The sequence below is a fragment of the Flavobacterium sp. 140616W15 genome (genome assembly GCF_003668995.1).
Lineage (GTDB): Bacteria > Bacteroidota > Bacteroidia > Flavobacteriales > Flavobacteriaceae > Flavobacterium.
Window position 1 is genome coordinate 1343234 of the sequence record NZ_CP033068.1, and the last position, 24329, is coordinate 1367562.

General features: G+C 32.9%; 18 protein-coding genes and 1 pseudogene. 10 read left to right on the forward strand and 9 right to left on the reverse strand.

The genetic code is table 11. The features are described from left to right. Positions 1-537: 537 nt before the first annotated feature. From EAG11_RS22760 to EAG11_RS05885, 9 genes are all read left to right on the forward strand, one after another. On the forward strand, positions 538-1683 hold the full coding sequence (locus tag EAG11_RS22760; RefSeq protein WP_371414628.1) for an RHS repeat domain-containing protein: 1146 nt from the start codon (positions 538-540) through the stop codon (positions 1681-1683). Position 1684: 1 nt separating this feature from the next. Further along, on the forward strand, positions 1685-2188 hold the full coding sequence (locus tag EAG11_RS05850; protein ID WP_129538333.1) for a hypothetical protein: 504 nt from the start codon (positions 1685-1687) through the stop codon (positions 2186-2188). An 86-nt stretch (positions 2189-2274) separates the two neighbouring features. Then, entirely contained in the window at positions 2275-3477 is a 1203-nt protein-coding gene (locus EAG11_RS05855; RefSeq protein ID WP_242499274.1) for an RHS repeat protein, read from the forward strand. Next, positions 3474-3848, forward strand: coding sequence for a hypothetical protein (locus tag EAG11_RS05860; RefSeq protein WP_129538335.1), 375 nt, complete (start codon positions 3474-3476; stop codon positions 3846-3848). The genes EAG11_RS05855 and EAG11_RS05860 overlap by 4 nt, the downstream gene beginning before the upstream one ends. 200 nt (positions 3849-4048) lie before the next feature. Beyond that, a complete protein-coding gene (locus EAG11_RS05865; RefSeq protein WP_129538336.1) occupies positions 4049-4414 on the forward strand; it encodes a hypothetical protein in 366 nt (121 codons plus the stop codon). Between the two features lie 408 nt (positions 4415-4822). After that, entirely contained in the window at positions 4823-7645 is a 2823-nt protein-coding gene (locus EAG11_RS05870; protein WP_129538337.1) for a TonB-dependent receptor, read from the forward strand. A 28-nt stretch (positions 7646-7673) separates the two neighbouring features. Then, positions 7674-8879, forward strand: a complete 1206-nt coding sequence (locus EAG11_RS05875; protein ID WP_129538338.1) for a DUF4876 domain-containing protein — start codon at positions 7674-7676, stop codon at positions 8877-8879. A gap of 12 nt (positions 8880-8891) precedes the next feature. After that, positions 8892-10403, forward strand: a complete 1512-nt coding sequence (locus tag EAG11_RS05880) for a DUF6850 family outer membrane beta-barrel protein (RefSeq protein ID WP_129538339.1) — start codon at positions 8892-8894, stop codon at positions 10401-10403. A 30-nt stretch (positions 10404-10433) separates the two neighbouring features. Beyond that, positions 10434-11576 carry a cytochrome-c peroxidase gene (locus tag EAG11_RS05885; protein WP_129538340.1) on the forward strand — a complete coding sequence of 381 codons (1143 nt, stop codon included), beginning with the start codon at positions 10434-10436 and terminating at the stop codon, positions 11574-11576. 300 nt (positions 11577-11876) lie between these two features. Here EAG11_RS05885 and EAG11_RS05890 read toward each other — a convergent pair whose 3' ends face one another. From EAG11_RS05890 to EAG11_RS05930, 9 genes and pseudogenes are all read right to left on the reverse strand, one after another. Then, positions 11877-12461: an outer membrane beta-barrel protein gene (locus EAG11_RS05890; protein WP_129538341.1), complete on the reverse strand. Its 585-nt coding sequence runs from the start codon at positions 12459-12461 to the stop codon at positions 11877-11879. Positions 12462-13342: 881 nt separating this feature from the next. Next, the gene (locus EAG11_RS05895) at positions 13343-13702 is read right to left on the reverse strand and encodes a hypothetical protein (protein WP_129538342.1); all 360 of its coding nucleotides are present in this window, start codon (positions 13700-13702) and stop codon (positions 13343-13345) included. A gap of 266 nt (positions 13703-13968) precedes the next feature. Next, positions 13969-14808, reverse strand: a pseudogene (locus tag EAG11_RS05900) (IS3 family transposase); the annotation flags it as partial. Then, positions 14802-15332, reverse strand: coding sequence for a helix-turn-helix domain-containing protein (locus EAG11_RS05905; RefSeq protein ID WP_129538344.1), 531 nt, complete (start codon positions 15330-15332; stop codon positions 14802-14804). The pseudogene EAG11_RS05900 and the gene EAG11_RS05905, both read right to left, overlap by 7 nt. 132 nt (positions 15333-15464) lie before the next feature. Next, a complete protein-coding gene (locus tag EAG11_RS05910) occupies positions 15465-16928 on the reverse strand; it encodes a TolC family protein (protein WP_129538345.1) in 1464 nt (487 codons plus the stop codon). A 9-nt stretch (positions 16929-16937) separates the two neighbouring features. Then, positions 16938-20051: an efflux RND transporter permease subunit gene (locus tag EAG11_RS05915; protein ID WP_129538346.1), complete on the reverse strand. Its 3114-nt coding sequence runs from the start codon at positions 20049-20051 to the stop codon at positions 16938-16940. Positions 20052-20084: 33 nt separating this feature from the next. Beyond that, entirely contained in the window at positions 20085-21191 is a 1107-nt protein-coding gene (locus EAG11_RS05920) for an efflux RND transporter periplasmic adaptor subunit (protein ID WP_129538347.1), read from the reverse strand. A 219-nt stretch (positions 21192-21410) separates the two neighbouring features. Further along, positions 21411-21668, reverse strand: a complete 258-nt coding sequence (locus EAG11_RS05925; protein WP_230729082.1) for a hypothetical protein — start codon at positions 21666-21668, stop codon at positions 21411-21413. Positions 21669-22286: 618 nt separating this feature from the next. Further along, positions 22287-22925, reverse strand: a complete 639-nt coding sequence (locus tag EAG11_RS05930; protein ID WP_129538349.1) for a peroxiredoxin-like family protein — start codon at positions 22923-22925, stop codon at positions 22287-22289. Positions 22926-23363: 438 nt separating this feature from the next. Here EAG11_RS05930 and EAG11_RS05935 point away from each other — a divergent pair, with 438 nt between their 5' ends. After that, the gene (locus EAG11_RS05935) at positions 23364-24260 is read left to right on the forward strand and encodes a DMT family transporter (protein WP_129538350.1); all 897 of its coding nucleotides are present in this window, start codon (positions 23364-23366) and stop codon (positions 24258-24260) included. The last annotated feature ends 69 nt before the right edge of the window (positions 24261-24329 follow it).

Consider the following 24329-nt stretch of genomic DNA (forward strand, 5'->3'; position numbering starts at 1 on the left):
ATAGAAATACCCCGACCGCTCAGATATGTGCAACGATAGCGCGGAAATTCTTTCCGTGCCCACAAAGCGAATCATATAAACCAATCCAACCTCGTCAAAATACTGGCGAGGTTTTTTTATGCGCTAGAATAACCTAAATCACCCCGATAAGCATTAATCCTGAGCTTGTTTTTTTGGAAGATTTTTTAATTTTCATTTGAAATAAAAAACAAAAAGCTCTGAAAATCATTTAAAAAAATAAACCCAATATCAAAGCAAATAGTTAATAATAAGAAATGTATGTGAAAATTGCTTGAATTTTTAAAAACAAAAAAATGTACGAAAAATTATCTTTTTTTTAAATTTGAATTGAGTATATGTACTATATGTTTTGCTATTTTTACAAAGTAAGAAAATGAAAAAGGACGTTCTTTAAAAAAGTAGTTACGCGCGCGAGGAAAATATTGAGCAGATAACATTGTCTATATTTACAACGCAACTGGGCAAAAACTAGAGAAAATTGTAACTGATAAAGGAATTATAACTCAAACTAAGTATTTGGGAGGGTTTCAGTATAAAAACGATGTACTGCAGTATTTTCCAACAGCAGAAGGTTATGTTAACAACACACCTGTAAATGGAGCAAACAGCTATAATTATGTATTTAATTATACCGACCATTTAGGGAATGTACGTGTGAGCTATAAAAAGAATGCTCAAAATGTTCTTGAAATTCTTGAAGAAAACAATTATTATCCTTTTGGTTTAAAACACGAGGGGGATAATGTTAATCCAGCAAGTGATTATAAATATAAATACAATGGAAAAGAGCTCCAAGACGAGCTATCACTGAACTTGTATGATTATGGAGCTCGTAACTATGACCCTGCACTTGGGCGTTGGATGAATATTGATCCTCTAGCGGAGCAAATGCGAAGACACAGTCCATATAATTATGCTTTTGATAATCCGGTGTATTTTATTGATCCTGATGGTATGGCGCCAAGAGGGGCACGATCAGCAGGTGCTATGAGTACGGCAGAAGGTGATAGAGGTGACGGTGGGGACGATACTATGTTTCAGAGTGATTATTTAAATCAAAACGGAGGACATTGGACAGATCCTATTAGGGGTGAGAGCCAAAATGAAGATAGTGATGGTAACAGTAGTAATGAACCACCAGTCAGTCTTTTCGCACGTGACCATTCTAATTTTGCTGGAGTATTTAATGAAAAAAATAAACCAGAAAACTATCAAAACGGAGATGGAATTTTTGATGTCTATGGTCATGGAGGAGTTGATGGTGAAGGCGATGGTTTTTTTGCTGATTATAAAACTGGCGGTCCGATGATTGATAATGCAGAAGACTTTGATACAAGAATGTCAAAGGTAAGCCCTGCATATAAAAAACAAATAGAAGGTGGATTTGGAGCTTTTACAGTAAATCTCTTTATATGCCAGGGAGGCTCTGGAAATAAGTCTATGGCAAAAAAAATATCTAAAGCTCATCCAAACGCAACGGTTGTTGCATTTGATGGATTTGTTATGTATGGAAATGATGCAAGAGGGAACTCTGTAATTAATGGTGCTAGTACAAATATCAATTATAATGATAATAAAGGTTACAGAGTGGTTTATCAAAATGGAAAAGAAATTAGTAGGATGCTATATAGCACGTATAGAGCATCTGGTAAATTATTTTAATATGAAAACAACAAATTTAACAATTTTGGTTATGGTTAGTTTTATCTTTTGTAATTGTAAAGATAATATAGAGGTAAAGCCTAAGATTGAAGAAAATTCGAAATCAACTTTAGGAGTTTATCAAGATTATTTTAATGATAAAAAGAAGGTAAATAGTTTAATGGATAAAATAGTATTTAGGGGTGATACATTAGCATATAAGGAATTATCTATGATTTATGCATTAAGTGGTCATAGGTCTGATTATTTACGTGTTTCGCTGATAATGGCAAACAAATACCAATACGCACAAGCCTATTATGATGTTTACAATGATTTATATCGAACGAACAGTTATATAAGTGGTAATAAAGAAGAAACAATTGAAGATTTAAATTTATTGGATAAAGAGACTCGAAATTTAGCTATCAAATATTTAGAAAAATCAGCCAGTAAAGGTTATACAAAAGCTAAAAAAAGCTTATTGTTGTACAACAGTAAAGGTGAATTGTTGGAGAATAAGTAAATTGTATTGAATATATTTACAACGCAACTGGGCAAAAACTAGAGAAAATTGTAACTGATAATGGAGCTGTAACTCAAACTAAGTATTTGGGAGGATTTCAGTATAAAAACGATGTATTGCAGTATTTCCCAACAGCAGAAGGTTATGTAAACAACACACCTGTAAATGGGGCGAACAGTTACAATTATGTATTTAATTATACGGATCATTTAGGAAATGTTCGTGTGAGCTACAAAAAGAATGCTCAAAATGTTCTTGAAATTCTTGAAGAAAATAATTACTATCCTTTTGGTTTAAAACATGAGGGGTATAATGTTAATCCCGCAAGTGATTATAAATATAAGTACAACGGAAAAGAGCTACAAGACGAGCTGGGGCTTGGGATGTATGACTATGGGTCGAGACTTTATGACCCTGCAAGAGCTGGTTGGAGTAATATTGACCCACTAGCAGAAAAGATGAGAAGATATAGTCCTTACAATTATTGTTTTGATAATCCGGTGTATTTTATTGATCCTGATGGTATGGCGCCAAGAGGTGCACGATCAGCAGGTGCTATGAGTACGGCAGAAGGGGATAGAGGTGGCGGTGGGGATGATTGGGTTAAAGATGGTGATGGATATATGTGGGATGACAGAGTAACTGATCAAGCAACTGCTGAGGAATATCACGGTAGTGGTGCAAAATATATTGGAGAAGCTGCTACAGTAACATCTAAACAAAATGGTAACGTTTTAGATTCTGTTAGTCTTAATTCTGATGGTTCAGTAACCAAAGATGGCGTTACTATACAAGCAGGTAGTGATGGATCATTTACCAATGCAGCAGGCTCTTCATTCAAATCTCGTCAAACTGGAGGAAGTTTTGTTTCTGTAGGATTTGATGGTGCATTTGGTGGTGGTTTTGGTGTTCAACTTGGGATTGTAAATGATGCTGTTGGTAATACAGATCTTTTTCTTAATTTCAATGGAAATATAGGATTTGGATTATTTATGGGACTTTCAGCAGGTACAGTTAGTCCAACAGGGGACAATCAATTTACAACTTCTGACTTTGCAGGTAACTCTAGTAGTTATACAGCTGGTGTAAGTGCACCCGTTTTTGATGCTTCTTGGACTGCAGGAGGTACTATAGATAATAAGGCAAACGCTGTGGATAAGATGAATCCATCTGATTTCGGAAGAACTCCACGTGGTTACAGTATCGATCAATCAGGAATGGGACCAGGTGGCGCATGGGGAGCTGGTGGAATATATTCATATGGCACAACAAAAACTTTAAAAAAATGACAGATTTAAAATTAAGTATTAAAGAAAAAGTAATTTTAATATCAGTAATGGGCATCCCTCTATTATTATTGTTTGGATGGATTTTCTTTAATTCAATTACAGACAAAAGAACTGGAAAAGAGGTTTATCTAGATATGATGATTGATAAAAAGTGTGAAGGTATTGTGGATAGTATTTATCGACAAGAAATGAATCATAATGTATTGGCACTAAAAACTAAAGATTGCATATTTGAAGTTGAACCAGAATGGGAAAAAAAGTTTGAAATTGGTGATTCAATATCTAAGAGAAAAGGTGAGTTGTATTTAAAATATTACAGGAATGATAGATTAGTTGAAGTTTTAAATTATGAAGACTTAAATAGGAAATAGATAAAGTCCATATCGCCCTGATTATAAGCAACTATATGTCTAATTTGTGATTAAAAATCAACCAAAGCCATTTCATAGCGGAATGGCTTTGGTTTTTAAAAGTTTGCATTTTGCTATAGTGCTAATCAGTCAGGAATGGAAGTTGGAGGAATTTACTCAGATGATACAACAAAAATGTTAAAAAAACCACAAATTTAAGAATGAGTACTAAAGGGAATAATATTTTAATAGGAGTTATAGTTATCCCTCTTTTATTACTAGTGGGATGGTTTTTTTTTGAATCATTAACAGATAAAGAAATACATAAACAGGTATACCTCAATCATGAGATTGATACTGAATATAGTGGTAAGATAGATTCTATATATAGATTAAAAATGAATCATAATACCTTAACCTTAAAGGTATCTGGTCATTATTTTTATGTTCCTCCAAAATGGGAAAACAAATTTAAGGTAGATGACTCTATTTATAAAAAGAGAAGAAGTTTGAAAGTAGAGCACTATAGAGAAGGAAAATTATTAGAAATTTTAGATTATAATAATGTTGTAAAAAACATGAAATAAGTTGCTAATTAAAGCATATATACTAACCCGACCGCTCAGATATGTGCAACGATAGCGCGGAAATGTTTTTCCGTGCCCACAATGATAATCTACAATGAATAAAACAATCCAACCTCGTCAAAATATTGGCAAGGTTTTTTATGTGCTAGATACTCCAAATAAAGGCTTCATATGAATATCAAAAAAGATAGAGTTGAATTCCTCTTTTCGACTCATAGATTTTAAAATTTATTCTTTCTGTATATCCTTATTACTGAGTTTATAAGCTATTATTACAACTACTGGTATTGCTAAATAATAAAGTTTTTTAGAGTAAGTTATTTTTATTGAGTCTAAATTAAGTTATATTTGCAACTTTTAACCGAATATCTGTTACATATATTACAGTTTCCATTACAATTAAATACCATGTCTTATTGCAATAGTCTCATAGTAACGACTAAAAATAGTAAATCAATTATTCTGTTATTAATTATTTTGTTTTCCAATCTTGGATTTACTCAAAATATAAATAAGTTAACTATTCAGATTACTGTTAAAGATTCTGAGAGTAAACTTCCGATAAAAGGGGCAATGTTAGTTATGGAAGGGCTATTTCAGAAGTACGAATCGCAATCAAATGATTTTGGAAGCATAGTTTTAAATGACATTCCAAATGGTAATTACAAAGTGAAATTATCGCATTTAGGTTATACAACTATCGATAAGAAGTTTGATTTAACTACTAATAGACAATTGTCTTTTGAATTAACCCCTATAAGTGTTGAATTAAATGAAGTGGTTATTACTGCTACTGAATCTCGCGGAATGACAAGTACTTCTGTCATTGATAAAAAAGCAATGCAACATTTACAACCTTCAAGTTTTACTGATTTATTAGAATTACTGCCAGGGGGGCGTTCTAAAGATCCTGTATTCAACGCTTCTAATCATATTAAATTAAGAGAAGTTGGAATAGCCGATTCTAATTATGATATTTCATCTCTTGGAACAGCCTTTGTAGTCGATGGAATCCCTATTAATACGGATGCGAATTTACAATTTACTACGGGCTCTAATATGTCTATTACTCCAGGTTCTGGGTATGCGAATACACGCCGAAATACAACATCTAAAGGAGTAGACATGCGTTCTATTTCGACAGATCAAATTGATAAAGTAGAGATTATTAGAGGTATCCCTTCTGTAGAATATGGTGATTTAACCAGCGGACTTATAAAAATTAAACGAAAAAGAGGACGTACTGATTTAGAATCTCGTTTTAAAGCGGATGAATTCAGTAAGTTATATTATATCGGAAAAGGTTTTGAATCTGAAGAAAAACGATTTGTATTAAATGTTGGACTTGATTATCTAAATGCAAAACCGGATCCTCGAAATAGTTTTGAAAACTACAAAAGAATCACAGCATCGATACGTGCACAAAAAACATGGGAGAACGATTCATATTTGCTTCAATGGGATTCTAGTTTAGATTACAGTGGTTCAATGGATAATGAAAAATCAGATCCTAATGTTGGTTATGCAAAAATAGACCGTTTTAGCGCTACTTATAACCGATTTTCCTTGGCAAATTCATTCGATTTAAAATTTAAAACAGCTCCCTTTTTTAAGGCGATACATATAGCAACATCTATTAGTCAGCAATATGATAAAATTGAACAAACGAAATGGGTTCAGGTAACCAATGCTACTGTTATACCTAATAATACAGAACAAGGCGAATCTGATGGTATTTTTTTAACTCCTCAATATACTTCTAATCTTTTGGTTGATGGAAAACCATTTGATGCTTTTCTTAAAGCAATGGGGGATTTTGAAGTTCGTTTTTTGGGAATAACACATGCTCTAAAGGCAGGCTCGGAGTGGACCTATTCTAAAAATAATGGGAAAGGTCAGGTTTATGATACAACGCATCCGCCATCGCCAGAAATGACAACGCGTCCCAGATCATACAAAGATATTCCTGCCAGTACAGATATTGCTTTTTTTGCCGAAGATGCGATTTCAATTCCCTTAGGCAACCATCAATTAAACATTGCAGGAGGTATCCGAGCCATGTCATTATTAAATATAGCACCAGCTTATGCTATTCATGGGAAATATTATTTTGATCCCCGAATTAATGCACAATGGGCGCTCCCATCTTTAAAAATCGGAAAACATGCCCTAAGAACTGAACTTACAGTTGGTACAGGGCAGTATACTAAGTTTCCAACACTAGCACAGCTTTATCCTGATTATGTATATAATGATTTGGTACAGCTTAATTATTATCATAATACTCCTGAATACAGAAGAATCAATTTAATGACTTATAAAACGGCTGCAGTTAATTACGATTTAAAGCCTGCAATCAATAAAAAATGGGAAGTTCGCACCGACTTTTCGTATGATAACAATCGATTCTCGATTACCTATTTTAATGAACGCCTGGATTCTGGATTTAGAAATGGTTCACGATATCATGCGCTTTCGTATAAAAAATACGATAGTAGTTCTATCGATCCTTTAACCTTAACCGCACAGCCTGATCTAGCCGAAATGAGCTTTGTGATGGATACCTTATTAACCACTTACAACATTACAAATAACGGAAGTAAATTACTCAAAAGCGGGGTCGAATTTCAATTCTCATCGAAGCGTTTTAAAGCGATAAATACTCGATTTACAGTAAACGGTGCCTGGTTTAAAACTACTTATACAAATAGCAGCCCTGTTTACAAAAGTGGACAAAAAGATATTATTATCAACGGAAAACGACTTCCTTATTTAGGACTTTACCAATGGGATGATGGCTCTGAAAAGCAGCAATTAAATACGAATCTAATTGTTGATACCTATATTCCTTTACTTGGTCTGGAGTTCTCTAGTTCATTTCAATTTATGTGGTTCAGAAGCGGACAATCTACACCTATGAACGGAACTCCGATTTCCTATATTGATCCTTCTGGACAGCAGCATCCTTATCTCGAAGAAAATAAATCAGATCCTATTTTGCAATGGCTGGATATAAAGTATAACGATGCTTTATTTGAAAAAAGAACCGTTCCGATGTCGATGAATATGAATTTAAAAGTCTCTAAGGATTTTTATAAAAAATTTAGAATATCAATGTTCGTTAACGGACTCTTTAGTTACTATCAAAATTATGAGATTAGTGGTCAGAAGATTGAACGAAGAGGACTTACTTCTCCTTACTTCGGAATGGAATTAAACTTGAATTTATAACTTTTAATATTAAATAAATACCTTAATCATGAAAATTAAATTACTACCCATTTATCTAACAATAGTCGTAATGGCACTATTACAATCTTGTTCAAAAGATGATGACAATTATAGCGGGCAAACTGCTTTAACTTTAAAAGTGGTTAATCCTGAGGATTTAAATAATGTTACACTTTCTAATCTTACCGTTTCTTTTAAAGAACTTAATACTGGTAAAATAACAGAAAGTAGTTCATTTACTAATAATGATCTTTCTATTGCATTAAACGAAGGTTCTTATGAAATTTCGATTAATGGGAAAATTAATTATTCAGCAGGTGAGAGTACTGTTGACGCTTCAGTAAGCGGTTATAAAGAATCTGTAGTTATTACTGGTCAAACCGCTGTAGTTTCTTTAAATCTTTTTCTAAAAACAAGCCAATCAGATTTTATTATTGAGGAGGTATTTTTTACAGGAACAAAGACCGCTGAGGGGAAACAATATTTAGGTGACAAATACTTTAAAATCTACAATAATACGGATGAGGTATTGTATGCAGATGGATTAATGATTGCACAATCAGAATTTATGACTGTTGAAAAACAGAATTATACGCCAAACATCATGGAAAAATCATTTGCAGCTTCAGCTATTGCGATTGTTCCAGGTAATGGAACTACTTATCCAATTGCTCCAGGGGCCTATTTTATTATTGCTGAAGACGCAATTAACCATAAAGAATACAATTCGGGTTCAATTGATTTGAGAACGGCTAATTTTGAATTTTATACTGAAGATGCCGATGATGTTGATAATCCTGCTGTTCCTAATATGGAGAGTTTATTCTCATCGATGGTTATTCATAACAGAGGATTTAAGAGTTTTGTTATTGCTCGTTTGCCAATCCATAAAGATGTTTTCTTGGCAGATTATACTTATGATTATGAGTACAATATGGTAATTGGTGGTGAGAGTTACCCAATGGGAGAGAGTGTTTACTCTATTCCAAATGAATGGATTGTAGATGCTGTTAATTTAAGTGTTGCTTCTGAATTTCAATGGATTGTTACTGCTCCTTCATTGGATATGGGATGGACATACTGCGGAAAAGTTGATGCAGATCAAAGCCGTTACGGAAAAAGTGTTCGTCGTAAAGTACTTTCAACTAATGCTAAAGGTATAAAAACATTGAAGGATACGAATAACTCTACATTAGATTTTAGCCCTGAGGTTAAACCATCTTTAATGCCATAATAAAATTTAATCATGAGCTTTCGTTCCCTTTTATTATTTATTATTTTCAGTTCTGGTATGCTGTATGCACAGGATAGTACTTCGGTTTTGCTCCGCATTCATGAAGATTTATCTCCTGCAAATAATTTTTCTAATAGCATTTATACTAATCCTGCAAATCAACATTTTGCCCGCCGCTATTCTTTATCAGAATTTAGTGCTGGGTATGATGCGAGTTCGCAACAAGCCAATATTCAACAATTAGGGAATGGAATTAATCAGTTTCTTATTAATGCACAATCTCATTATAAGATTGATACTAAAAATACGGTTTGGGGAAATGCGTATTATAAAAACGGACAACGTAAAAATGTACGTTGGAACGAAAGCTCTGATTATCAGGTGATCTATCCTTATGTAACTGCCGATTCTATTGGTGGGGATCTTTCATTCGAGGAATATTCTTTTAAAGGAGGCTATTCAAAAGCTTTTCAAAAAATGACTCTTGGAATTGTTGCTGAATATCGTGCTTTACTAGAATACCGTGACATTGATCCCAGACCTAAAAATACGGTATCTGATCTTAAATTAGCAGTTGGATTTTCCCGAAACATCGGAAATCGCTATGCAATTGGATCTGCTATTAATTGGCAAAAATACACGCAGTCGAATAACTTAAAATTCTTTAGTGAGTTAGGTGCTCCAGCTGTTTATCATATGACTGGTCTTGGCGTATATAATAATCTGCTTACCGGAAATAAATTGAGTTCTTTTTATGATGGAAAAGGGTATGGTGCAAGCGTGCAATTATTCCCAAAAGATCAAAATGGTTTTGCTTTAAATGTTGGATACAATCATTTTGATTATGAAAAAATTATGACCGAATTTCAAAATCTTATTGCATCTGCTATTTTGGAAAAAGGCTATGTAGGGGAGGTTTCTTATTTAAAAAAATCAGAAGGACAGGCATGGGGTACAAAAATTGGATTTTCTTATATTGATCGGGCTGGAACCGAAAACATATTCGATAACCAAACTTCAACATCTTACGTTAAAATAGCTGAAGTTACTAATTATGCAAATAAGGTTACATCGGTTGTGTTTTCAGGATTATACTGTATTCCTTCTCCTGAATTATCATGGTCTATTGCGCCAAGTTTTAATTTTAAAAAAACAGAAACTAAATATATAGATCCGTTACGTGTAATTGATATGCAGCAAGGTATTGGTCGATTGGACTTTTCTATATCAAAACTGCTATCACAATTATTAATTAATGTTTCGACTTCGGTTGAACATAGTTGGGCTTTGGATTCAAATATGAAAGTTACTGATCGTATGAAAACAAATCAAATTTTTGAGATGCTAGATCATAATTTTGCTTATTTATCTTCTGCTTATACTAAAATAAATCTAGGAACACGATGGGATTATAAATATGATACGGATCTTAATTTTTTCGTGAAAACAGATCTAGATTACTACAATTATTCTAAAAACAAAAACAATACTTATTTTCAAATGTCATTAGGTTTGACATTTTAGAATGTATTAAAAAATTACTATTGCTTTATAATGAAGTCTATTTTATTTAAAACCCTTTTTTTAATTCTCTCCATTGGAGTTGTGCATACACTATTGAGCTTTAGCGCTACGCTAAGCGAAAAAATAGCAAATACCAATTGGCGTGAACTTTATAGTAAGCCAGTAAATCAATGGCCAAAACCTACTATTGACAAAGGTGTCTCTTGGGAAGAATTTGAACCTTTGGCTGTTGATACGAGTTATTATGAAAGATTAGATGATCCTAAAGTAATATTGGGTCAGATGCTTTTTTTTGATCCGAAACTTTCAGGATCGAATCAAGTTTCTTGTAGCAGCTGTCATGATCCAGAGTTGGCTTGGGGCGATGGTAGAGAAGTATCTTTAGGAAATGATCATTTACAAGGAAAGAGAAATACGCCGTCTTTGTATAATATCCACGCACGAAAATCATTCTTTTGGGATGGTCGTGCTACTACTTTAGAAGAGCAGGCGCAAGGTCCAATTACGGCTCATCATGAAATGAATATGGATCCCAAAAGTCTGGCTAAAAAGATAAGTAAAGTAAAAGGCTATGCTATTTTATTCCAAAATGCGTATGGTAGTGCGGATATATCTTATGAGAAAATCTTGCAATCATTAGCGAACTTCCAAAAAACGATACTCAGTAAAAGAAGTCGATTTGATGCTTTTATTGATGGTGATTATTCTAAGTTATCTGATGAGGAAATACATGGATTGCATCTTTTTCGTACCAAAGCACGTTGTATGAATTGTCATTCTGGGAAATATTTTACAGATGAATCATTCCACAACATAGGACTTACGTATTATAAAAGAGAATACGAAGATTTGGGACTGTATCATATTACTAAAAAGGCTGAAGATGTTGGGAAATTTAGAACTCCTTCACTTCGCGATGTCATGTACACAGGGCCATGGATGCATAATGGTTTATTTGATAATATGACAGGAATAGTTAATATCTATAACAGCGGCATGCATATGATTGATCCAACGGAGAGTGAGAAAGCTGCTGATCCATTATTTCCACAAACGGATGTATTATTGCAACCACTAAATCTTGATGATGATGAAATTGTAGCATTGGTATCTTTTATTAAAACGCTATCAGGAAGACAATATAAAATGGAACGTCCACAGATACCAAGATAGATCCAAAGAGTTTTTTTGACTTTATTTTCAATTTAATTACACGATTTAGAGGATATTTTTGAATAAGTGGTATATGATATTATATCTCTAATGCGTTGAAAAAGAATTAGTATTGGAAGTAAATGAAAAAAGGATGAGCATTGCTCATCCTTTTTGTTATATATATTATTTGTAGTGAAAATATTTCTTGTAAATAAGGTTATGGCAAGTATATATCTTTTGAAGCGTTTTTTATTACAATCTTTTAGAAAGAACAATGTTTAATTTGTCAACGTTTTAAATCAGCTCTTAGTGTAACTACTAAAATTGGTACGAAACACCAGTGTTTACAATACCTTTATATCCGAATCCTAATTCAGCAAAAGCAGCAAATTTTTTCCCTACACGAAAGCCTAATGCATTTACCTGGTAGTTTATAAAGCCATCTCCATTAGCAGAATTTTGGGCTCCTGAATTTTTTATGTTTTCGGATGTATAACCAACTGCAACTCCAGAATACATCTGGAAAAAATTAGTAGAGATATAACGATAATCTGTACCCAAACCTACAGTAATGTAAGTGTAATTAGCTTTGCCTTCTTTTGTGTTATTTACATATATATCTTGTGACATTTTTTGATAAAATCCATCGGCTTGTACCATCCATCTATTGGCTATTGCATAGCGATACGTTATCCCCAAAGTGGGACCTGCCTTAATATCACCAGTTTTTATTTGGTTACCAGTAAGACCACTAACAAGGATATCTGTAAAAAGATTTGACAACTCGGTAGATGTTGCAAAACCAATATTAACACTAAGGTCGCTACTGCCTTTTTCTTGTGCTTGCGATGTTAAAATAAAACTAAGTGATGCAAAGATTGAAAGTAGTAATCGTTTTTTCATAAGTAAAATGGTTTAACTTTTTTAAAATTCAAATTGTCTAAAGTCGTGAACAGGTTGTTATACCTGCTGTAAACAGACATTGTAAATATAAAATTATAAATTTTGTCATGCAAAAAAACAGTTACTCAACGAAAGTTTTTCTATGAGTAAATCGGTAAACCGTTGTACCTTAATTGTTATACAAAAATAAAATATGACTTAAAGCATGACTACAGAATTTACTGAGTTTCCACCTATGTTTTAAAACGATATTTATCATCAGAGTTTTTAAACCCTTTCATTTTGAATGGCTAACCGTATCATTTTGATAGGAATGTATTAGTTAAGTAATAATGATTTTTTTGTAACTATTTGTTATTTAGTTTATTGATTTGTTATTGGCTATCTTGGCATACCATTTGATTTTATTAGATACAAATCAATACAACTATTTTTAAAAAATAAATTTTGAAAATTATAATAACAGTAACATAGACGTAAAACGTTGTAAATTAAAATAAAAGATATGAAACGAAATAAAACAAGAAAAAATATATTACTGAACTTGATATGTCAGAAAAATCGATAAAGAGAAAAGATAGAATTGTAAACTCTATAGTGTTTGCTGTAGTTTCTTTTATTGCAGTTTTTATGATTTCTCAAATTGTGTAGGCATTTTAGTTAAGATATTATGCCCCTCGCAAGCTACGCTACACACGTTTAATGTTATTGGGTTAAGAAATGATACCGAATAAATCTCTGTCGAAGAGATATAAAGCCACTAAGTTTACACATGTTTTCTTAGTGATTTAGTGCTTATAGATAAAAGTTTTTAGTTATAAAAAAGCTTAATTTAATGATATTGCGTTTGTAGGGTAGACATGAGTGGTCTAGAATAAATTTTACTCTAATTCAAAAAATAATCTACTATTATTTTGTATGCAGGAGTAACAAATTTGGCTAATAGCATTAAACACTTCTTTCAATTTTTCTGGGATAGTAGACTCTATAAAAATGAGTTGATTATATAGCTCTTGAATTCTTTTGCATTCCCATTCACTATTATGCCAGCCTTCTGCCTTGAAAAAATTATACATTACACTTTCTTCATGATATTGTCCCAATGGAATTAAGGATAATATTTCATTAAAATGAAAGTCAAGTAAATGAACTTCGAAAAAAATTTGATTATTATTTCGTTTCTCTCTTAAAATTAGTTCAGGGTATCCTTCGTATCCGCTATATAAGTCTATAATATTCATCTTTTATATTACTTTATAGAGACCATTTTTTAATCTCGATTTATAAAAAGTTTAATCATTATCGTCATTCTTTTACAGAAGTATATTTTTGATCTAAGATTTTACCAAATCCATGTTTTCGGCTCATTTCTTATGTTTTGGAGCAATATAAGAAATATTTTGAGTTAACTAACAGCTACTCGCATTCAATGTAATTAAGTTAGGAAGAATATATAAAAAGAGGCTGTCTTTTTAGACTGCACCCAAAAGTTTAGACAAATTTATAATTAATTTTGATAATGATGAGCTCGATATTGTATCGGGCTCATTCCTTTTAAATTCAGTTTGATTCTTTCATTATTGTAATATTTTATATATTCTATAATTTCCTTTTTTAGATGATTTATGTCTTTAAATTTCATAATATAAAATAGTTCTGATTTTAATATGCCAAAGAAATTTTCTATAACTGCATTGTCTAAGCAGTTTCCTTTTCTTGACATACTCTGCACTAATCCTTTCTCCTTCAAAAGCTGATGATATCGCTTCATTTGATACTGCCAGCCTTGATCGGAGTGTAATATTAAATTAGTATCATTTGATATTCTTCGAAAAGACTTTTTAAGCATATTGGTGATTTGATTAAAATTTGGTCTTTCAGATAAATCATAACTTATTATTTCCCCATTGAAAAGATCAATTATAGGTGATAAGTACAATTTATTACCTGAGATATTAAACTCAGTTACATCGGTAGCCCATTTTTGATTGGGTTTATCAGCCTTAAAATTGCGCTGCAATATATTAGGAGCTATCTTTCCTTGTTCTCCTTTATATGATCTGTACTTCTTGATTCTGATTAAACTTTTTAATCCTAAAATTTTCATCAATCGCAACACTGTCTTGTGATTAATTAAAATTCCTTTTTGCTTGATTAATAAAGTAATACGCCTGTAACCTAATCTACCCTTATGATGATTGTAAATCTGTTTAATCAAATCTTTAACATCTTTGTATTTATCAATTACTTGACTTCTTTTTTCATAGTAATAATAAGTACTTCTAACCATGTTCGTACAATTTAGCAAGAGGTCTAAATCATATTTATGCCTTAGTTCCATTATGGTTTGAGCCTTTTGTTTTGATTGGCTTGTTCGGCTTGAACTAAGGCGTTGAACTTTTTTAAAATTTCGTTCTCAGCTCGTAAATACTCCAGTTCCTTTAAAAGTTCTTCTTCCCTAGTTAAGGGTTTGTCTGTTTTTCTCTGTTTTCTCTTAAAATTCATAGATCTGGGTCTTCCTTTAGGTTTAGATGATAATCCCTCTAAACCAAAGTTAGCAAAATCTCTTTTCCATCTGATAATAATTGAGTCTGAGGGAATGTTAAATTTTAAACGAGCTTCCCTTAGTGATAATAAATCCTTATCTATTGATAGTAATACTTTTTGTTTAAAATCAATGGAATAGACACGATTCTTCCGTGGTAACAATCCGATTGTTCCATATGCTCTGTAAAAGCTAACCCATCTACGAATATTTGACTCACTAATACTCTTTTCATTAGATACCGCTTCACTGGAGTATCCTTTCTCGATAACTAACCTTACACATTCAAGTTTGAATGCGTAATCATACTTGACTTTTCTTTCCATAAAAATGCCCCCAAATAGTGTCTAACTTTTTGGGGGCAGTCTATTTTGGGACAGCCTCTTGGTATAAATAGAATTAAAAATAGGGCTACTGTATCATTTTTTAGAAATTAAAAATAGTCCAATAACCTAACTTTAATTGATTCCTCCTCCTAAAGCTTTGTATAATAAAACTTGTGAGTCAGCATTTTTTAATTGTATATCTACAAAATCTAATTCTGCCTGAAGTTTGTTTTTTTGAGCACTAATTATTTCAAGGTAATTAGCATATCCGCTTAAATACAAATCATTTGAGACATTTACAGCTATTTCAAGATGTTCTATTTCTTTTGATTTATAGCTTAAAACATCCTGAAAAGCTTCAGTTCGATGTAATAAAGCACTTAGCTCATTATAAGCTATCGTTATGGTGTTTTGATAATTTAGGAAGCTAATTTGTTGTTTTTTGTTGGCAACAAAAAAGTCTTGTTTAATTTGTCCTTTGTTAAATATCGGTGCTGTTATGCCGCCAAGTAATTGCCATGCAAATGATTGGCTATCAAAAAATGTAGGGAAAGAAAAAGAGTTAAGACCTCCATACGCCCCAAGATTTACAGTTGGGAAAAAAGAGGCACGTGCTGCTTTTGCATCTGCATTGGTAGCCAACAATTCAAAATACGCTTCTGATACATCTGGTCTGTTATGGATTATGGAATCAACACTTATTTTTTGATTCAATACTTCAAGGTGTCCTGATAAGAAATCGCTACTTCTGCTAACAGTTCCACCGTATTCTCCCAGTAGGTTTAATATCGCTTTTTCAGTTTGATCAATACTTAAGTTTAATTGTTCTGCCTCAGCAAGAATATTGTTGTTTTGAGCATTAAACTGTTGCACTGCAAGCTCTGTTGCTTTTCCAACAGATCTTTGAGCAGAAACAATATCAAGAGCTCGTTGCTGTGTTGCTAGGTTATTTTTATAAATAGCAGCTTGTTTATCTAGTGCTACAAGTTTGTAGTAAAGCGTCGCAATATCACTAAGTAATCTTGTTTGCAACAATCTCATTCCTTCTTTTGATGCAAAATACCTTTGGCGTGCAGCCTTTTTTCGGTTGCTAAGTTTACCCCAGATATCAGCTTCCCAAGAAACTTTTCCTGCAAGGAATAGGTTTGGGGTTAAATCTGTAGCAATTCTTTGTCTCTCTGATATATTCTGAGATAGGTTTGTATCAAAGTTACCTACACCATCCATAGTGTATTTACCATAATGTGTACCCGAAGCATCAGCCACAATATCAAATGAAGGCAACAAAGCTAGTTTTGCTACTTTTAGATGAGAGTTAGCGATTAATATTCTCTCCTGAAGGATTAGATAATCAGGGTTTTGAAGGATAGCCTTATCCAATAATTTTTCTAATTCAGGATCCTTGAAGTAGCTAGCCGTTTTTAATGGAATAAAATCTTCTTGATTGGCAGTAGCTTTTTTGCGTTTAGCATCAAAATTTTCAGGTAATGCTTTTGCTTTCTGCGGTTCTGCCACCCTAGGGGCAGAACAAGCAGTTAATAGCATAACAAATACTAATATTAAAATATATTTTGAGTTATTGAGTGATTTTTTCATTGTTTAAGTTTATTTTTTCATTGCTTTTTCCATTTTTGCAAACAGGATATAAAGTCCAGGTATAATAATAAGTCCAAAGATGGTTCCTATTAACATTCCTCCTGCAGCGGCAGTACCAATAGAGCGGTTACCAATTGCACCAGCTCCTGAGGCAATACACAATGGTATAAGACCTGATATAAAAGCAAATGAAGTCATTAAGATAGGTCTAAAACGAAGTCTGGCTCCTTCTATCGCAGCTTCAGTAATATCTTGCCCTAGCTTGTTTTGTGCCATGGCAAATTCGACTATCAAAATGGCATTTTTGGCGAGTAGTCCTATAAGCATGACTAAGGCTACTTGTGCATAAATGTTATTGTCTAATCCTACGGCTAAAAGTGCGAGATACGAACCAAAAACACCCACCGGAAGCGATAAAAGCACAGGGAAAGGCAGTAGTAAACTTTCGTATTGAGCAGCAAGTAATAAGTAAACAAACAGTAAACACAAAGCAAAAATGTATATTGTTTGGTTTCCAGATAAAATTTCTTCACGAGTCATACCTGACCATTCCAATTCAAATTTACTCGGGAGTTTTTCGGCAGCAAGTTTCTCTACAGCTGCGATAGCTTCTCCAGAGCTAAAGCCTTCAGCAGGTTCTCCATTAATCATTGCTGACATATACATATTGTAACGAGTAAGTACTTCTGGCCCGTAAACACGTTCTAATTTTATGAAAGTAGAGAACGGAACCATTTCGCCTGCATCATTTTTAAGATACATATCGAGTATGCTTTCTGGATTTTTTCTAAACTCAGGACTTGCCTGTACCATTACTTTATACATTTGCGAAAAGCGAATAAAGTTTGTAGCATAAAAGGATCCCAACATAGTCTGTAATGTTGACATAGCATTATCTACAGAAACTCCTTTTTTGGCTGCCATATCATAATCAATATGGATTAGATATTGAGGGAAAGTAGCATCAAAGCTTGAGAATGAATTTTGAATTTCTGGCGAAGCATTTAATTCCTTGATAAAGTTTTTTGTAACCTCATCTGTGTTGCTGATAGAGCCGCCAGATTTATCAAGCAAACGCATTTCAAAACCACTGGTATTACCAAATCCAGGAACGGTAGGAGGTGCAAAAATTTCAATTTGTGCATCGGCTATTCCTTTTGTTTTCTCGCTTAGTTTTGCAATAAATTCATTTACAGATATGTCTCTATCATCCCAACTTTTCAGGTTGATCATTCCCATTCCGTATGATGCACCAGCGATTTCAGTAACAATGCTATAACCCGCAAGTGTGGTTACGTTATCAACTCCTTCAATTTCTTTTGCAATACGAGTTACTTCATCCAGTACTTTATCTGTACGTTCTACAGTTGCTCCTTGTGGTGTAGTAACATTTACATATACCATTCCTTGATCTTCAGCAGGGATAAATCCAGAAGGTAAAAATACTGATGTACCCCAAGTAAGAACACAGAATAAAACCAAAAGACCTATAGTTATAGAGCTGCGATCTGCAAATTTAGAAAGTACTCTAATGTATCGTGAAGTGATTTTGTCAAACCATCTGTTGAATCGGACAAAGAAACGATCTAAAAGTGATGTTTTTTCTTTGTTAGGATCGTGTGCTCTTAGCATTATAGCACATAAAGCAGGTGTTAATGTAAGTGCATTAATACCAGATATTACAATACTAATTGCCATGGTAAGCGAAAATTGCCTGTAGAAAACCCCAACAGGTCCGCTAAGGAAAGCAACCGGAATAAATACAGCAGCCATTACAATAGTAATTGCAATAACGGCACCAGTAATTTCTTTCATGGCGCTAATGGTTGCTGGTAACGGATCCATATGTTCCTCCGTAATTTTAACGTGTACGGCTTCGACGACGACAATGGCGTTATCGACGACAATACCTATCGATAGTACTAAAGCAAAAAGAGTAAGTAGATTTATAGAAAAGCCCATCATCGACATAAAAGTAAATGAACCAATCAATGCTACAGGTACTGCTAATACAGGGATAAGTGTAGAACGCCAATCTTGCAGGAATATGAAAACTACAAAGGCCACAAGAAGGAATGCTTCTATAAGCGTTACTAAAACTTCATCAATAGAGGCATCAAGGAAGCGAGATACGTCATAGGCAATATTATAATTCATTCCAGGAGGGAATGAAGTTCCTTTTAGCTCAGCCATTTTTGCTTTTACGCTGGCAATTACTTCTGATGCATTAGATCCCGGACGTTGTTTTAGCATGATTGAAGCCGATGGTTTTCCATCAGTCTTAGAAACCATTCCGTAACTCATCGATCCCAATTCGATTTTAGCAACATCTTTTAATTTTAAGATAGTACCATCTGAATTTGCTCTTAATGGTACTTCTTCATACTGTTTAGGTTCGAAGAATTTTCCACCGTATTTTATAACATATTGAACTTGGCTGTCCAATTGTCCTGATCCTTCACCAACCTTACCAGGAGCGGCAGAAATGTTTTGTTTCTGCAATGAATTTATAACTTCATTTGCCGAAATATTATAAGAAAGCATTTTTTGTGGATCAAGCCATACTCGCATAGAATATTCTTTCTGACCCATTATTTCTGCACGTCCTACACCGTCAATACGTTTTAGTTCCTGAAGAATATTAATATCGGTAAAGTTAAAAATAAACTGCTCGTCCTGAATTTCATCTGTACTAGTAACGTTAAGGTACATCAACATACTGTTAACTTCCTTTTCTGTAGTTACTCCAGCTCGTATAACTTCTTCAGGAAGTTCATCTAGTATTGTGGTAACCCTATTTTGTACGTTTACAGCAGCCAAATCGGGATCAGTTCCCACTTCAAAGAATACTTGAATAAGGGTTAAACCGTCGTTTGATGTAACTGTTGACATATAAGTCATTCCAGGTACACCATTTATCGCTCGTTCTAATGGCAGTGCGACGGCATTGGCAGAAACTTCAGCATTAGCACCAGTATATTTAGCAGTTACTGTTACCGATGGAGGAACAATATCAGGGAATTGTGTTATGGGTAATTGGAATAAAGCTAGTATTCCGAGAAGAACTATCATCACCGAAATGATTAATGATAATATTTTTCTTTTGATAAACATCTCTATCATTTTGTATCTTTTTAATTTTAATTAAGGAATTGATTACAAGCTTGCACTTTGCATTTGTTTGATATTGATCTTGTCACCATCTCTAAGTGATTGAGTACCTTCTTGTACAATAAGATCATTTTGTTTCAGTCCTTTGTTTAAAATGTATGCATCGTCAAGAGTATTTGCAATGCTAATGTTGGTCATTTTTACGATTCCTTCCTTGTTAACAACAAATACAAATTGCTTGTCTTGAATAGAGAAAACTGCTTTTTGAGGTATTAATACCACATTGGTTCTTGGCTCCGAAATAATTAAACTACCAGATGTTCCATGTTTTATGAAGCCTTCTGGATTATGAAATTTAGCTTTATATTGGATAGAACCTGTTTGTCTGTCGATTTCTCCATCGGCAGTTTTTAACTCTCCTTTTTTACTATATACCACTCCGTTTGGTAATACCAATTGTATATCTCCTTTAGTTTTCAGGCTATTGTCGGCCATCATTTGGAAATAAGTATTTTCTGGGATTGAGAAATAAGCATATACATCATCTAATTGAGATAATGTTGTAAGTAGCGAACCATTTTCAACAAGGCTTCCTTCTTTAAACGGAATACGATCTATTGTGCCATCAAAAGGAGCTCGTATTGTAGTAAAGCTAATTTGTTGATTGATAGATTTTTTTTCTGCGGCAGCATGTGCCACTTTAGCAGTTGCAGCATCGTGTTTAGCCTTAGATAATTCTAATTCTTGACTTGCAATTACCTTTTTTGTAAAAAGAGTCTGTGCCTGATTTAATTCAACACTAGCAATTCTAAGGTCTGCTAACATACTTTTGTATACTGCATCTGCTTTGATAAGCTGTATTTGTAGCTCTGCATCGCTAATTTTGAAAAGAACTTGCCCTTTGTTTACTTTTTGTCCTTCGCTAACAAAAACTTTATCTAGTATTCCAGGTATACGTACATGGATTTCTACATTGTTTTTAGCGTGTACATCGGCAACAAATCGATTAGAAACGACAGTGTCTTTTAATGTGATTTTATAAACAGGTACCGTTTTTATATTGGCTGTATCATTTTTTGTTTTATCTGCGCAAGCGGTTAGAAATAAGAACGATAAACCGTATAAAAAGAAATGTTTTTTACTAATAATCATGATTAATTTTTAAAGTATTATATAAATATGTTTCCTCCAAAGTAATGATATACAAGGAGTTGTAATTGGGTAAATATTAAAAATAGAAAGGTGTCGTATATTCCAAGGATGGAATACCGTTTTTAAGAACTAAGCCTATAGATATATGCTCCCATAAATAATAATGAAATACATTACTATAAATGAATATTGTATATAAAAATAAGGTGTTCTAGAAATCTAGAAAAGTTGGTATAAGTGCAGGTGATTGTGTCGCTGATCTTTATAAATAGAAGCGATACTATAAATAATATTTTCTTTTAATTCCTTAAAATCAAATAGCTTAGAATAGCAATATTTTTTTAAGAGACTAGCTTCTGAATTTGCTGTGCGGATTTTTACCTTCTTTTTGATGATAAAATGTATCTCCGAATCAGTCATGTATAAAGAAGAAGATTCAAGCTGAGGTATATCTGAAGCTAAAAAAATGTCTTGCATTTGACAATTATTTAGATCAGAAGGATATTTATAATATTCTACACTGCCATGAAAAACAAGCAGGGATAATAGAATGGTATAGATAAACTTAATAGGTTTCATAGGTAAATTAGAGAGAAAATCTTTTTTGGTATATAAAATGAATAATTTTATGAGGATAAGTCGCCAAATATAATAATTGAGAATTCAATGTTTATTAAATTTTCTTTAAAATTATATTATTTAAAAGTTACGGATAGTAAATGTTCTTGTTTTTAGTGTTTTAGCTTTTTAAATAATCTAGTTAGTACACATAATTTTGTAGTCTTATTTCACAATAGCAGAACAAATGTTAAGAATAGAGCATTCTCGCGAAGCAAATTACTATCCGTAAAAGGACCGTTGGCAATCCGTATAGATGCCCTGATAACTGTGCCTAAAACTGCGTATTAAATCAATATTTGAGGCGACCTCAGGATGACACTGCACTAAATTTTAAATCCTTTTATCCCGATAGCTATCTGGAGTGGTTGAAAAAACAGCGATAAAGTTTCTAATTCGCTAAAGTAAAAATAAACTCAAAAGCCCAATTGGTATCAATTGAGCTTTTATTGGTTATAGATTAAAGTGTGTTTTTAACTATATTGATAGTAGTAATTCGTTGATATCAAGTCTGTTCCTATAATCAGTATCTACAAATTTATAAATTATAGATCCGTCAGTTTCTATAACAAATACTGCAGGAACAGGTAATGTGTTTTCATTATTCTGATTAAATTCGTTTAAATTAATTCCTATTGCCTGATAAGTAGGGATGGCAAATTCTTGTAATTTAAAGCTAATTCCTAGTTGTTTGGCCAACGTATTGTTTTCATCAGTTAAAACTTCAAAAGACAACTGATTTTTTTCGGTAAGTACCCTACTGTGATCTTGGCTTTGTGGCGAAACAGCCAGAAGAGTAGCGTTTTTGCCAGCTATTTTTGCTATGTTGTTTTGTAATTCTCTAAGCTCTAAATTGCAATATGGACACCAGCTACCGCGAAAAAAAGCAAGAATCGTTTTTCCCTTCTTAAGAATATCTTTGGAGTGAATGAGTTCTTTTTTTGCATTTAGTAGAGAAAATGGGCTAACGATATCTCCAATTTTGATACTTTTATTTTCAATGTTTTGTGTTTTTAAGTCGTTTATTGATTTTTCGAATACTTTCAATACTTCTTGCGGTATTTGTTGCGACAATTCATTATTAAGCTTTTCGATCTGTTTTTCTAAACTATCCATGTATTTTCTATTTGATTATTTTGTAAAGATTTAAAATATAGTCAGCATGGGCAATAACGCACATTATTGTCTCATAGAGATAAAAAAGTCACTATTCTGTAAATAAAGGGGAGAGCTGATAAAATAAAAAGGGATAGCTTGAAATTAGTACTAAGATGCCAATATATAAAATTGCAATTCGGTTTGGCAGAGTGAGTCGGAGCTAAATTTAGTAGCAAAGGTTTAAAGTAGCAAAAGCACTAAGGAAATGATTGATGAAACTGGAAAATAAATATTCTTAGACTCCGCTTAGGATAACACTGCGACTGAAAACTGCGACAAAATACGCAGTACAAAATCAGGGATTTTTTGGTAATTTTGCTGAGCATAAAAAGAGGGTAATGTAGGTCAATAAAAATTCTGCATAAAAAAGATTCCAATTAATAAGTTATAGAATACATGAAAATTAAAGGTTATTTATTCGCCATTATTTCGGCAGTTTCCTATGGATTAATTCCATTATTTATTTTACCAATAAAAGCGATTAATTTTCCGATGGATACGGTACTTTTTTACCGATTTTTTGTCTCAAGTCTGTTCTTATTAGCGTATTTGATATATAAAAAGGAATCTTTAAAAGTGAATACAAAAGAACTCTTAATATTACTATTACTGGGTCTTTTCTATGCTCTTTCTGCCGAATTCCTTTTCCTTGGTTATGATTATCTTTCTCCCGGAATTGCTTCGACTATACTTTTTGTTTACCCTGTAATTGTAGCTTTAACAATGTTTTTTTTCTTTAAAGAGCGTATCAATAAGCTTACAATTATATCTTTATTTATAACAATATGTGGCGTTTTTGCGTTGAGCACTAAAGGTTCTGCTTTTAATATCAATTTTATAGGTCTTGTCGTTACCTTAACAAGTGCTTTGTTTTATGCCTTATATATTATAGTGGTTAATAAAGCAAAAATAAAGGCTTCGAGTATAAAAATTACATTTTATTCACTACTTTTTTCCTCCCTTTATTATTTGTGTAAAGTGTTATTATTCAATGAGTCAATGGCACTCCCTGATGTGATGTTTTTTCTGGAAATTGTTGTATTTGCACTTGTAACAACAGTACTTTCTATGTCAACTTTGGTTTATGCCATAAAAACAATAGGTTCAACAGCTACCTCAATTATGGGAGCATTAGAGCCTGTAGTAGCAGTTGCAGTGAGTGTGATTTTATTCAATGAAAATTTAACAATGAGTTTGATTCTTGGGGGATGTCTTATTATTTCGGGCGTAATTATCAATATTGTTTCAGAAGCGGTAGAAAAAGTCAGATCTACTGAAATACAGAAACAGTAAAACTTCTTTATTTTAAGAATATATAGCAAAAAGCCCCTTACTGTTGTAGTAAAGGGCTATTGTTTTTAT